Genomic DNA, 12433 nt, shown 5'->3' on the forward strand with positions numbered 1-12433 from the left:
GCTCCTTCCGGTTCACGCGCGCCGCCGCAGCTGCTCGATCAGCGCGCGCAGCTTTGGTGCGATGTTGCGGCGGCTCGGGTAGTAGAGATAGAATCCGGCGAAGCGGGGGCAATAGTCCTCCAGGATCGGCACCAGCTCGCCGCGCGCGATCGCGGGGCGAAAGCTCGCCTCCATGCCGAAGGTGATGCCGGCGCCGGCCACCGCCAGCTTGATCATCAGCGCCATGTCGTTGGTCGTGATCTCGGGCGCGACCGCGACGCTGAACTCCTTGCCGCCGTCGGCAAACTCCCAGCGATAGGGCGGAGCGTTTGGCGCCGGACGCCAGCCGATACAGCGAAAGGACGCCAACTCGGACGGATGAGCGGGCACGCCGAAGCGGTCGCGGAAGTCCGGCGCGCAGACGGCGAGCTGGCGTTCCTCGCCGGCGATCGGCACCGCAATCATGTCCTGCTCGATGACCTCGCCAAGGCGGACGCCGGCGTCATAGCCGGCGGCGACGATGTCGAATTCCGCATCCGTCACTGTGATGTCGAGCTGCACTTCCGGGTTGGCGTCGGTGAAGGCTGCAAGGAAACGTCCCGAGAGAAAATGCTCGGCGATCGAGGAGACGGCGAGGCGCAGCAATCCGCGCGGCCGCCCGCGCAGTGCCTCGGTGCCGTCGAGCGCGGCGCGCATGTCCGCGATCGCGGGCGCGACCTCCGCATGCAGCCGCTCGCCGGCTTCGGTCAGGCTGACGCTGCGCGTCGTGCGCTGGACCAGCGCGATGCCGAGCGTTTCCTCCAGCCGCCGGATCGTCTGGCTCACCGCCGAGCGTGTCACGCCGAGACGATCGGCGGCGGCGCGGAAATTCCGCTCTTCGGCGACCAGCGCGAAGACGGCGAGGGCGTTGAGGTCTGGTTCCATCGGTTAGCGTAGCTTGTCAGTGTGGTTAGGGATCGTCGTCTTATCACAGCGATGGCGCCGGTCCATCTTCCCGCAATCACTCCGAAAGCAACGGGAAGAACCTCATGCCAATCGACAAAGTCATTCTCATCACCGGTGCCTCCAGCGGAATCGGCGCAGGCATTGCCCGCGAGCTGGCCGCGGCCGGCGCAAAGGTTCTGCTCGGCGCGCGGCGCACCGACCATTTGAACGCGCTCGCGGCCGAGTTGAACGGTTGGGGCGGAACGGCGCTCGCGCATCCGCTCGACGTCACCGACCGCGCCAGCGTTGCCGCCTTTGCGGATCCCGCGCGCGGGGTCTGGGGCCGTGTCGACGTCATCGTCAACAATGCCGGCGTGATGCCGCTGTCGCTGATGGCCTCGCTCAAGGTCGAGGAGTGGGACCGGATGGTCGACGTCAACATCAAGGGCGTGCTCTACGGCATCGCCGCCGTGCTGCCGGAGATGGTGGCGCGCGGCTCCGGCCAAATCGTCAACATCGCCTCGGTCGGAGCGCTGAGCGTGTCGCCGACGGCAGCCGTCTACTGCGCCACCAAATATGCTGTGCGGGCGATCTCGGATGGCCTGCGCCGGGAGCACGACAAGATCCGCGTCACCTGCATCCATCCCGGCGTGGTCGAAAGCGAACTCGCGGGCACTATCACCGATCCCGTGGCCGCCGATGCCATGAAGACGTATCGGGCGATTGCGCTTCAGCCCGACGCCATTGCCCGCGCGGTGCGATTCGCCATCGAGCAGCCCGATGACGTCGACGTCAACGAGATCGTAGTGCGCCCGACGCGGACGAGGTGACGATACCCGTCCGCATCAGATGCGCTTCTCGAAAAACAGGTCCGGATAGGGATCGTCATTGTAGCGACGGATCTCGCGCCAGCCCGTGGTGCGGTAGAGCTGGCCGGCCTCGGGCAGCGCGCTGTTGGTGTCGAGCCGCAGCAGCGTGATGCCGAGCTCGCGCGCGGCGTTCTCGGCCGCGTCCATCAGGCGCCGGCCGAGCCGCAACCCGCGCGCGGCGGGCGCCACCCACAGCCGCTTGATCTCGGCGTAACCGTGATCGGTTCCCTTCAGGCCCACGCAGCCGATCGGCAGCGTGTCCGACATCGCGACGATGAAGCTGCCGCGCGGGCGGCGCATGTCCTTGGCGTCAGGGTCGCGCGACAGCGAGACGTCGAAGCCTTGGCTGAAGCGGCGGCCGAGCTCGGCATAATACTCGCCGAGGCAGTAGCGCGCTTGTTCGCTTCGCGGATCCATCTCCTCCAGCGCAACACGCTCGCGCGTCAATGCGGACGCGATCAGGTCCATCGCCGCCAGCAGGACGTCAGCCTGCGAATGCTGTGCGAGCAAGCCCTCGGCCTGCGTGTTCGACAGCGCCTCATAGGCCGCGAACTCGCGCCGGCCCGCACGCGTCAATGTCGCGACCCGGCGGCGGGCATCGTCCTCATGCGCGGCGGTCTCGACCAGACCGTCCTCTTCCAGGCTGCGGAGCAGCCGGCTCATCAGACCGGAATCCAGGCCGAGATAGTCGCGGATATCGGCCACGTCCGAACGCCCGTGCCCGATCGCATTGAGCACACGCGCCGCGCCGAGCGGGCGGCCGCGCCCAAGAAACGAGGTATCGAGCGCGCCGACGGCGGAGGTGACGGCACGGTTGAAGCGGCGAACGCGGGAAACGGGGTCGAGCATGATGTCTGACTTTAGTCAGATATCATGCTCTGTCAATCGGGCGGGGAGCTGATAGGGCCTGGATGCTAGGTTTCCGGCCGGATCAGCTTGATGTCCTGGTCGGCGGCCCAACCAGCAACATCCTCGCGCTTCAGCGCGGTTGCCATCAGATCCGGAAACTGATCCGGCGTGCAGGCGAACACGGGAATGCCGAGACTTGCGACCTTCGCAGACAGCGCGGGATTGTATGAGGGGTGGCCGGTGTCGGTCAGCGCCAGCAGCACGATCACGTTGATGCCGCGCGTTGCGAGCCGCGCCAGCCGGTCGACCAGCGCGTCTGCATCGCCGCCCTCATAGAGGTCGGTGATCAGGATCAGATGCGCTTTCGCCGGCCGTTCGATGCGCTCCTCGCAATAGGCGACGGCGCGGTTGATGTCGGTGCCACCGCCGAGCTGGACGCCGAACAGCACCTCGACGGGATCGGCGAGCTCTTCGGTGAGGTCGACGATCGCGGTGTCGAAACAGACGAGCTTGGTCGCGACCACCGGCAGCGAGGCCATCACCGCCGCGAAGATCGAGGCATAGACGACCGAGGTTGCCATCGAGCCCGACTGGTCGACGCACAGGGTGACCTCGTCGAGATCAACGATGCGACGCTGCTGGCGCAGGAAGCCGATCAGTCGCTCGGGCACGACCGTGCGATGTTCCGCCTGATAATGGCGCAGATTGGCCTTGATGGTGCGCGGCCAGTCGATGTCGGCAAAGCGCGGGCGATGGGTGCGCAGCGAGCGATTCAACGCGCCGCGGACCGCGTCCGCGGTGCGTCGCTCGAGCCGTTCCATCAGCTCGGCCACCACCTTGGCGATCACGATGCGGGCGGTGTCCTTGGTCTTCTCCGGCATCACGCCGCGCAGCGCGACCAGATCGGCGATCAGGCCCACATCCGCCTCGACGGTCGCGAGGAATTCGGGCTCGAGCAGCATCTGGCGCAGGCCCTTGCGCTCGAAGGCGTCTTTCTGGATCACCTGCACCACGGGCGCGGGGAAGAACTCCCTGATGTCGCCGAGCCATTTTGCGACACGCGGCGCCGAGCCTCCGAGCCCGCCGCGGCCCTTCTTCGGTGCCTCCTCGCCGTCGCCATAGAGCGCCGTCAACGCCTCGGACATGCGGCGGTCGCTGGCGGACAGGGCAGGGCCGCCCTCGGCGCCTTCGGCGTCAACGCCGAGGGCGAGCGTCCAGCGGCGGCTGCGTTCATCGGCTTCACTCATCGCGCAGCTCCCGGGATAAGAAGCTCGAGCACGCGGGCCTGATGCGCGGGCCAGATATCGCCTGCGCCGGCGAGCAGCCGATATCCCTTGGCGGCATCGGTGCGGCGCGCGAACAGCGCGTCCATCAATCGCCTGCGCTCGGTCCGGTCCAGCGCCGAGAACACGCGGCGGAACAGCGGCAGGCTGGCGGCGAAGGCTTCCTCGTCCAGCGCCATCAACCAGGCGTCGACGGCGCCGCGCAGCGTGGCATCGTGGATCAGCCGCTGGCCGGCCCCCTCGAAAAAGCCCTCGAAGAACCCGGCGGCTTCCGCGACGGGCGTGCCGGGCGAGAGCATCCGCGTCAGCAGGTCGGCCGCGCGATCGGCCGTCAAGAGCTCGGCCTCGTAGAGCAGCCGTGCCGCGGTGCCGGCGATCAACCGGGTCGCCTGATCGTCGTTCAGCAGCGCGCTCAGCGCGTCGCGCCAGCTGGCTACGATTTCGGGCTCGATCTGGGCAAGCTGGATCGCGGCGTCGGCTGCGAGCAGCGCGCCGCGCAGCTTGGCCGCCGCGGGCCCGTCCAGATTGCGCGCCGCATAGGGCAAAGCGAGCGCGGCCTGCACCACAATGCGCGGCATCAGCACCGCCAGATGCTCCACCGTGCCGGCGCGTGCCTCGCCATAGCGCAGGATGTCGGCCATCGGCGGCAGCGCACCGAGCAGAGACTGTCCGTCGCTGGTCAGCGCCGCCTTGGTCTCCAGGGCCGCGATGCCGAACGCGGTGGCACGGGACAGGTCGGCGATCATGGCGTTGCGCACCAGCGTCGCGAGCGGAGCAAGCTCGGCCTCCTTGCCCATCGCTTCGATCAGGCGTCCCCCGGCAGCCTCGGCGATGGTCGATCCATAGAGCAGATTCTCCACGAGCCTGACTGCGAATTCCGGCTCCCAGCGCAGCTGCCAGTTCTCGCGAAACGTCCCGCGGCTGCGCCCCGCATCGGTCAGCCGTCCCCAGGGCACGTCGAGCGCGTTCAGCCGGTGCAGCAGCGTGGAGCGCATCAGCCCGCTTTCGCTGCGCAGATCGAGCGTCAGCGGTCGATCGAGCGCCTCCGGCTTGAGCCGCGTCGCCTTCTGCTGGCGCTGGAGATCTTCGAGCAGCGGCGCGAGCGGTGTCGCCGCCGGGATCGCGCCGACACCTGCGCCGATCAGCAACTCGGCCGAAATGTCGTCCCACATGGCGCGTTCGCCGTTGCACAGGCAGGCGATCGCCGCCTCGCGCAGCTCCGCGAAACCCGCTGCCGGGCGGCCGCGCAGCGCCGCAAGCGCCGTGCCCAGCCGCTGCGCCTCGATCACCGAAGCGGTCGAGACGAAGTGACCGCGATCGCGCAGCACGCGCGTCGCCTTGGCAAGCCACTCCGCGGCACGATCGCGATCGCGCGTGTCCCAGACATGTGCGCACCATCCCGGCGCCACCACGCCCGCGCCATAGCCGCTCGCGCGCGCCAGGCGCGGCGCGGTCCAAGGCGCCCAGGTCGCCTTGATCTTCGTCTTGGGCCGGCCCTTGAGCAATTCCCGATCCGCGGCGAGGCTGCGACGTTCGGCGAGCGCCGGCACGTGCCAGGCGCCGCAGACGACCGCGATGGCGCCGTCGTATTCCTTTGCCGCCTTCGCGATCTCGATCCGCATATGAGCTTCGCGCGCGGCCTCGCGGGCCGACAGCGATTTTTCGTCCGCGCGCAGCGCCGTCATCGCGTCGGCGACGGCTGCGAACACCGGCCCCGTCGCGGGGTTCTCCTCGATGACGTCGGACCACCAGGACTCGCCGTCATCATAGCCTGCGGCGGTCGCGAGCGCCCCGATCGGGTCGTGGCTGATTGGATCGGCCTCGGCCCTTGCCGCAATTTCCTCCGCAATGTCACCGTCGGTGGCACCCAGCCGGTCCGACGCCGGCAGGTCGATGAAGCGCAGGGTCGCGCCGTGGCGCACTGCCCAGCGTGCGGCCTGGTATTCCGGTGAATAGTCGGCAAAGGGAAAGAAGCTGGCGTTGGCCGGATTGTCCTCGGCGTAGGTGAGCAAGGCCACCGGCGTCACCATGTCAGGGTCGGCGAGCATCGGCAGCAGCTCGGATGCATCCGCCGGGCCCTCGATCAGCACTGCGGCGGGCTTCAGCGCGTCGAGCGCTTCCACCAGCCGCCGCGCCGATCCGGGGCCGTGATGCCGGATGCCGAACAGAGAGACCTGGCCTGCCATCGGGCGCCGTGCCGTCAGATCAGGTCGGTCAGCGAAGCATAATAGCCTTCGAAACCGCGCCGCTTCTTCAGCACGGTTTCGAGATATTCGCCGAGCACGGCCGTATCCTGCACCGGATCCTTCACGACCGCGCCGATCATGTTGCTGGCGAGCGTTTCCGGTGTCAGCTTGCCGTCGTTGAAGAAGGTCGCCTGGCTGATGCCGCCGACCATCACCGCGATCGCTTCGGCTGTCGACAGCCCGCCCGAGGGCGACTTCAGCGCGACCTTGCCGTCCTCGGTCGAACCCGAACGCAGCTCACGGAAGATCGAGACCACGCGCGCGACCTCGTCGGCGACGTTCTTCGGTGCCGGCAAATCGAGGTTCTGCGCCATCTCGCCGACCCGCTTGACGATGATCGCCACTTCCTCCTCGGCGCTGTCGGGCAGGGGCAGCACGACGACGTTGAAGCGGCGCTTGAGCGCGGAGGACAATTCGTTGACGCCCTTGTCGCGGTTATTGGCGGTGGCGATGATGTTGAAGCCGCGCTGGGCATAGACGGCAGTGTTGAGCTCCGGGACCGGCATCATCTTTTCGGACAGCACGGTGATCAGCGTGTCCTGCACGTCGCTGCCCATCCGCGTCAGTTCCTCGAAACGGCAGAGCTTGCCGCTCTCCATGGCACGCATCAGCGGGGTGGGGACCAGCGCCTCGCGGCTCGGCCCGTGTGCGAGCAATTGGGCATAGTTCCAGCCGTAGCGGATCTGGTTCTCGTCGGTCCCCGCCGTGCACTGGATTACGAGTGTGGAGTCGCCGGTGATGCCCGCGGCGAGATGCTCGGACACCCACGATTTGGCGGTGCCCGGCACGCCCAGCAGCAATAATGCGCGATCGGTCGCAAGGGTCGCAACCGCGGTCTCGATCAGCCGCTTGTCTCCGACATATTTCGGCGTGATCACGCTTCCGTCGGCGGCCTTGCCGCCCATGAGGTAGGTCACGACCTGCCGCGGCGAGAGTGCCCAGCCCGGCGGACGATGCCCGTCGCCCGCGGCAAGCGCCTTCAACTCGGCGGCATAGCTATCCTCGGCGGGCAAGCGCAGTTTCTCGCTCATGGTTTCGCTCCGTTGTCGTCCAACGCGGCGTTGAGCCGCAGCATGTCGAGGCGCGGGTCGCCCTGCAGCAGGCCCACAGCCGTCAGTCGTTGCAGTGATCGTTGCGCGCCGTCGCGCGAGGCGATGAGGCCCAGCGCGTGAAGCTCCGAGACCTGATCGCCGGGCCTCGCGTCATCGCGCTGAAGCTCGGCGAGCAGGGTCTTGCCGGCGGGCGCGGAGAGCGGATCGTCCAGCCGTGCCGCTGCGCCTGCTAGTTGTTGGGCCAGTTCGAAGCTGATGCCGTGGGTGCGCAGCGCCGCCTCGGCATGCCTTGTGCGTTCGGCGGGCGCAAGTCGCGGCGCGAGCGCGGTAACGAGGCCGGCGGCATCGCGTTCGCCGATGGTATCCGCCGCTTGCGTGACCAGCGCATCCGTCCCGGTTGCGACGATCAGGTTGATCAGTGACATGTCGGCGGCGTGGTCCACGGTCCAGTCCCAGGCGGCGATCAGATCCTGCGGCGCAAGCCCCAGCGCTGCGGAAAACGAGGCGAGGTCGGCGCCGTCGAACAGCGCCTTGCGGCGTTGCACTTGCGCTGGTGTCTTGAGTGGTTCGGCCTGGATCACGCGCGAGCGGCGCAGAATCCCCTTGGTCTTGACCGAAAAGAAGCGGGCAAGTTCGGCGACGTCCTCGCCGGCCGCAGGGCCTCGGCCAAGACGCGCGAGCAGCGAGGCCGCAAGCGCCTTGACCTTGGGGGCGCGATCATCAGTCGCGATGCGTTCGAGAAAGGCGACGTCGTCGTCGGATAGCCGCTCCGACAGCAGCAACAGGAGGCGCAAGCGTGCGTCGGCAGTCTCGCTCGCGAGCTTGGCCTCGAGCACCGCGCGTGCAGCGGACGGGTCGCGCCGCCTAAGTTCGGCCAGTGCCGCCTTTCGCGCAGCGGGCCAGAAATCGTCCCAGTTCTCGGCGGTGAGATCGTCGCTGGTCTGCTGCCGCGCGGCGCCGTCGGAGTTTGCAAGCGCTGCCCAGTCGCGCCAGGTGGCATAGATATCGGGTGCGTCATCGTCGTCAGCGGCGGGCATCCAGTCGGCTGGATGGGTTGTCCAGCCGCGCGCCGCGAGGAAGTGGACGAGTTCGGTCCCGGCCTGCGCCTGCTTCTTCGCCGCGAGGATCCGGCGCACGAGTGGACGCAGCTGTTCGGGCACCGTCGGCAATGCAAGCGTCGGGATATCGGGCAGGACGCGGAGCACCGAGGCCGGCTCCATTGTCACCGAGGTGCCGAGAAACTGGCCTGAAAGCGCAAGCAGCCGCAATTCCGCTTCGGCGGGATCATCGCCGAGTTCGGTACGCCAGAAATTGGCTGCGGGCACGGCCGCCGATCCCATGGTCCAGCGCGTCAGGACTGCGCTCATGGCATCAAAGATTGCTTCGGCCCTTGTCGCCTCAGTCATGGCCGCCGATCCGCCCCCAAGGGGTCTGCGCGGCGAGGATCGCGAGCCGATTGCCCGACCAGATCGCAGCGGTGCGCGTGAGATCGGTGCCGCACAGAATGCCGTTGACTTCGGAGGCGACCGGCAGCGTCGCAAGGCCATCGGCCGATCGCCACCATGTGTGTCCGGCAGCGTCGCGCGCGATGCGCCCCTGCGGCAGCAGCAGCGGAATGTCGATCATCCAGGGCTCTGCCAGCAACGGTCGTGTCAACGCCTCGGAGAGTGTGTCATCCGGCGCGGGCCATGCCGGCGCCGGCATCTCGTGCGCGGCGTCGCGCCGGACGAGCAAAGCGCGAAGCGGCTGCGCCGACGGATAGAAGACGAGCTCGCCGTGAAAGCGCTCGCCGGGCGTGAAGACTGAACCGCGCCTTCCCGCGCTGGCCGGGAAAAAATCCAGCAGCATAGCGAAGCGTGGACCGGCCGCGGCGAGGTTGAGCAGCCATGTGGTCTGCGATACCAAGCCGTCGCGGCGCGTCTGCACCTGCTCGGCAAGAACCTCCCAATCCGCATCGACCCGTAGCGCATCTGGATCGACCAGCACCGTCTCGCGGGTCTCCGAGGCGGCGACCGCGCGCCGGATCTCTGTATTGCGCGGGGTGGCGCGGAAGGCGCGCGCGAGCAGAACAAGTTTGCCGAGCTCGACCACGGCGCCGCGCGGGCGGTCGCCTGCGGAGAGCGCGAGGAGGCGGGACGGCAGCTCGTCGATCCGGCCGGCGAGCACCGCGGCCTTGCCATCGACAAGCCGCGCCGCGATCCGCCGGCATCGCGCCGTGGCATCATCGATGAAGCCTGATAATCCCATGCGAAGCTGATCGCCGATCCATTGCTCGAGTGCATCCAGCGCATCGAAAATGGCGCGCTCGGTCTCCTCATTACGTTTGGCTGCCTGGGCCTCGCGCCGCGCCACGTCCTTCGGGTCGTCTGCGACCTCAGGCTCGGCGGCGCGCGCGGCACCCAGATCCTTGTCGCCGCCGGGCGGCGCATTGGTCGCAGGCTTTGCCGCGGACGAGCCGCGCCGGCGGCCGAGCCAATCGCTGACCCAGGCCGGCGTGTCGGCGGGTGTGAACGGCACGACCGCTTCCGCATTCAGCCACAACAGGCCGAGCACGTGCTTGCAGGGGAATTTGCGTGAGGGGCAGGTGCACTTGTTGCCGAGGTCGCGCAGATCGGCCATCACGCGGTACGGATTGGCGCCGGAGCCCGCGCATTCGCCCCAGATCAGCGCGGCATCACGGCTCGTGCCGACACCAGACCATTTGGCGGGCTTGGCAAGGCCGGCGGCGGCCTTGAGCGAGGATTGATCGGTAGCGAGTTGCTCGACCGCCTTCAGATCAATCGCCACGCCGATGTCCTAAATCGAATCCAGAACCGGCAGTATAACGGGGAACAATGAAAGCTCAATGTCGCCGCGAGCGATCCGTGTGCTGCACGCGGGAATGGTCATCATTGCCCTGGTGAGGCGAGGCCGAGTTCCTTGCGTGTCTTCCGCGTCAGCTTTGCCGCGATCAGCGCGTGCGCCTGCGCCAGATACAGGGTGAGCTCAGCATCGGGTAGGGCGTTGTTGCTGACGAGTTGCACCCATTTGGCGCGCGCCAAATACGGCGCAGGCCGGGCCAGGCCGTGCTCGATCAGCATGGCATAGACCATGTCCGAGACCTTGAACATGTAGCCGCCGGAGCGCGCGGCAAAGCCGCCGCCGAGCGCGAACATCTTGCCGCCGACCTTGAAGACGGAGGTGCCCTCCCACTGCACCACCTTGGTGACGGCGGGCAGGCGCAGGCAGCGGGTTTCGAAGGATTTGGGTGTCATTGCCGGAGCGATAGCAGGTTGCGCGCGGCTTGCAACGTGGATGCTGGCGGCCGCGCGGAAGAAGTTCGATTGTTTCGCTCGGTTCGCACGGTGATGGCGAAGTTGATGCCGTGTGCCGCCCTTTGTGAGTTGTGCCGGCGCCGCAGGCCGCTACCATGTGCTAACTGCCGTGGAACACGGGAGCGAGCACAAGCGGAGGCGACATGAGCGGACAGGAGCGCAAGGTGAAGGGATCGGATCTGTTTGTCGCGGCGCTTGAGAACGAAGGCGTCGACCGCATCTTCGGCGTTCCCGGCGAAGAGAATCTCGATCTCGTGGAATCGCTGCGCACCTCCAAGATCGAGCTGGTCCTGACCCGTCACGAGCAGGCTGCCGCCTTCATGGCCGCCACGCATGGGCGGTTGACCGGCAAGCCCGGCGTTTGCCTCTCGACGCTCGGGCCCGGCGCGCTCAATCTGTCAACGGGCGCGGCCTATGCGCATCTCGGCGCGATGCCGATGATCCTGATCACCGGCCAGAAGCCGATCATGAGCAGCCGTCAGGCGCGCTTCCAGATCGTGGACGTGGTCGCGACCATGAAGCCGCTGACCAAACTGTCGCGGCAGATCGTCAGCGCCTCCAGCATTCCGACCGTGGTGCGCGATGCCTTTCGCGTCGCGATGGAGGAGCGGCCGGGGCCGGTGCATCTTGAATTGCCCGAGGACATCGCGGGTGACGAAGTGCCTGATGTCCCCGTGATCCCGGTCCATCCGATCGAAATCCCAGTCGCCCATCGCGCCGCGCTCGACCGTGCCGCCGAGATGATTCTGTCGGCGAGACATCCGCTGGTCATGATGGGCGCCGCGACCAGCCGGCCGCGCGCGACCCACGGTATCGCCAGCTTCGTGCGGCGGACCGGCATTCCGTTCTTCACCACGCAGATGGGCAAGGGCACCGTGCCAGGCGGCACCAATCTCTACATGGGGACCGCCGCTCTGTCCGAACGCGACTACGTTCATGACGCGATCGATGGCGCCGACCTGATCATTGCGATCGGTCACGACCCCGTCGAGAAGCCGCCTTTCATCATGGGGCCCTCAGGGCCGAAGGTCATTCACGTCAGCTACACATCGGCCAGCGTCGAGCTGGTCTATTTTCCCGACGCGGAGGTCATTGGCGACGTCGGCCCCAGCCTGGAGCTGCTCGCAGACCGGCTCGAAGGCAAGCTGCCGCAGGCTGCGGCGCTGCTGCCGTTGCGTGAGCAGATTCTTGGCCACATCGCCGACCGCGCCACCGAGGCGCGCTGGCCGCCGACGCCGCAGCGGATCGTGCACGACATCCGCCAGGTCATCCCGGAGAACGGCATCGTCGCGCTCGACAACGGCATGTACAAGATCTGGTTCGCGCGCAACTACCGGACCCGCGTCGCCAACACGCTGCTGCTCGACAATGCGCTGGCGACCATGGGCGCCGGGCTGCCGTCGGCGATGATGGCCGCGATGCTCTATCCCGACCGCCGCGTGCTCGCGGTCGCCGGCGACGGCGGCTTCATGATGAACAGCCAGGAAATGGAGACCGCCGTCCGCCTCAAGCTCAATTTGGTCGTGCTGGTGCTGGAGGACAATGCCTACGGCATGATCCGCTGGAAGCAGGCCGTCGATCATTTCGCCGATTACGGCATGACCTTTGGCAATCCCGATTTCGTCCTCTACGCGAAGGCCTACGGGGCGAAGGGGCATCGGATCGAGAGCATCGACAGCTTTGGCCCGACGCTGGATACCGCTTTCAAAGAGGGCGGCGTGCATCTGGTCGTGATCCCGATCGACTATTCGGAGAACGTGCGGGTGCTCGTAGACGAGCTGCGGGCGCGCGAGAGGTAGCGCTCCGGCCGACATTTGCCCGGAGGATCATACCAGCCATTCCTTGATATATATCGTGACACGATATATTGGCAGGCGCCAAGGACCCTCCCGCCAAAATCTCCCAACAAGAGCTATC

General features: G+C 67.4%; 10 protein-coding genes. 2 read left to right on the top strand and 8 right to left on the bottom strand.

Annotated elements, in window-relative coordinates:
• Positions 1 to 12: 12 nt before the first annotated feature.
• Positions 13 to 903 (bottom strand): LysR family transcriptional regulator, encoded by an 891-nt coding sequence (locus tag GGD66_RS01315; protein ID WP_183256682.1) that lies wholly within the window; start codon positions 901 to 903, stop codon positions 13 to 15.
• A 104-nt stretch (positions 904 to 1007) separates the two neighbouring features.
• On the opposite strand from GGD66_RS01315, the gene GGD66_RS01320 reads away from it, so the two are divergent.
• The gene (locus GGD66_RS01320; RefSeq protein WP_183256683.1) at positions 1008 to 1733 is read left to right on the top strand and encodes an SDR family oxidoreductase; all 726 of its coding nucleotides are present in this window, start codon (positions 1008 to 1010) and stop codon (positions 1731 to 1733) included.
• A gap of 15 nt (positions 1734 to 1748) precedes the next feature.
• On the opposite strand, the gene GGD66_RS01325 is transcribed toward GGD66_RS01320, so the two are convergent.
• The 7 genes from GGD66_RS01325 to GGD66_RS01355 all read right to left on the bottom strand — a co-directional run bounded on the left by GGD66_RS01325 (position 1749) and on the right by GGD66_RS01355 (position 10456).
• Positions 1749 to 2621: a bifunctional helix-turn-helix transcriptional regulator/GNAT family N-acetyltransferase gene (locus tag GGD66_RS01325; RefSeq protein WP_183237200.1), complete on the bottom strand. Its 873-nt coding sequence runs from the start codon at positions 2619 to 2621 to the stop codon at positions 1749 to 1751.
• A 65-nt stretch (positions 2622 to 2686) separates the two neighbouring features.
• On the bottom strand, positions 2687 to 3868 hold the full coding sequence (locus GGD66_RS01330) for a VWA domain-containing protein (protein ID WP_183237199.1): 1182 nt from the start codon (positions 3866 to 3868) through the stop codon (positions 2687 to 2689).
• On the bottom strand, positions 3865 to 6090 hold the full coding sequence (locus GGD66_RS01335) for a DUF5682 family protein (RefSeq protein ID WP_183256684.1): 2226 nt from the start codon (positions 6088 to 6090) through the stop codon (positions 3865 to 3867). The genes GGD66_RS01330 and GGD66_RS01335 overlap by 4 nt, the downstream gene beginning before the upstream one ends.
• 14 nt (positions 6091 to 6104) lie before the next feature.
• On the bottom strand, positions 6105 to 7181 hold the full coding sequence (locus tag GGD66_RS01340) for an AAA family ATPase (protein ID WP_018317638.1): 1077 nt from the start codon (positions 7179 to 7181) through the stop codon (positions 6105 to 6107).
• Positions 7178 to 8542, bottom strand: coding sequence for a DUF5691 domain-containing protein (locus GGD66_RS01345; RefSeq protein ID WP_246788754.1), 1365 nt, complete (start codon positions 8540 to 8542; stop codon positions 7178 to 7180). Before GGD66_RS01345 ends, GGD66_RS01340 begins: the two co-directional genes overlap by 4 nt.
• A 58-nt stretch (positions 8543 to 8600) precedes the next feature.
• Complete coding sequence (locus GGD66_RS01350) at positions 8601 to 9989, bottom strand: SWIM zinc finger family protein (protein ID WP_183256686.1); 1389 nt, start codon at positions 9987 to 9989, stop codon at positions 8601 to 8603.
• A 101-nt stretch (positions 9990 to 10090) separates the two neighbouring features.
• Positions 10091 to 10456 carry an MmcQ/YjbR family DNA-binding protein gene (locus GGD66_RS01355; protein ID WP_183256687.1) on the bottom strand — a complete coding sequence of 122 codons (366 nt, stop codon included), beginning with the start codon at positions 10454 to 10456 and terminating at the stop codon, positions 10091 to 10093.
• Between the two features lie 203 nt (positions 10457 to 10659).
• Between GGD66_RS01355 and GGD66_RS01360 the strand changes: the two genes are divergently transcribed.
• Complete coding sequence (locus GGD66_RS01360) at positions 10660 to 12315, top strand: acetolactate synthase large subunit (RefSeq protein WP_183256688.1); 1656 nt, start codon at positions 10660 to 10662, stop codon at positions 12313 to 12315.
• Positions 12316 to 12433 lie beyond the last annotated feature (118 nt).

The organism is Bradyrhizobium sp. CIR48 (genome assembly GCF_014198315.1).
Taxonomy (GTDB): Bacteria; Pseudomonadota; Alphaproteobacteria; order Rhizobiales; family Xanthobacteraceae; genus Bradyrhizobium.

What these genes read in the sequence shown, in the direction of transcription:
- GGD66_RS01315 (WP_183256682.1), bottom strand. Translation starts at nt 903, where the DNA reads ATGGAACCAGACCTCAACGCCCTCGCCGTCTTCGCGCTGGTCGCCGAA.
- GGD66_RS01320 (WP_183256683.1), top strand. Translation starts at nt 1,008, where the DNA reads ATGCCAATCGACAAAGTCATTCTCATCACCGGTGCCTCCAGCGGAATC.
- GGD66_RS01325 (WP_183237200.1), bottom strand. Translation starts at nt 2,621, where the DNA reads ATGCTCGACCCCGTTTCCCGCGTTCGCCGCTTCAACCGTGCCGTCACC.
- GGD66_RS01330 (WP_183237199.1), bottom strand. Translation starts at nt 3,868, where the DNA reads ATGAGTGAAGCCGATGAACGCAGCCGCCGCTGGACGCTCGCCCTCGGC.
- GGD66_RS01335 (WP_183256684.1), bottom strand. Translation starts at nt 6,090, where the DNA reads ATGGCAGGCCAGGTCTCTCTGTTCGGCATCCGGCATCACGGCCCCGGA.
- GGD66_RS01340 (WP_018317638.1), bottom strand. Translation starts at nt 7,181, where the DNA reads ATGAGCGAGAAACTGCGCTTGCCCGCCGAGGATAGCTATGCCGCCGAG.
- GGD66_RS01345 (WP_246788754.1), bottom strand. Translation starts at nt 8,542, where the DNA reads ATGGGATCGGCGGCCGTGCCCGCAGCCAATTTCTGGCGTACCGAACTC.
- GGD66_RS01355 (WP_183256687.1), bottom strand. Translation starts at nt 10,456, where the DNA reads ATGACACCCAAATCCTTCGAAACCCGCTGCCTGCGCCTGCCCGCCGTC.
- GGD66_RS01360 (WP_183256688.1), top strand. Translation starts at nt 10,660, where the DNA reads ATGAGCGGACAGGAGCGCAAGGTGAAGGGATCGGATCTGTTTGTCGCG.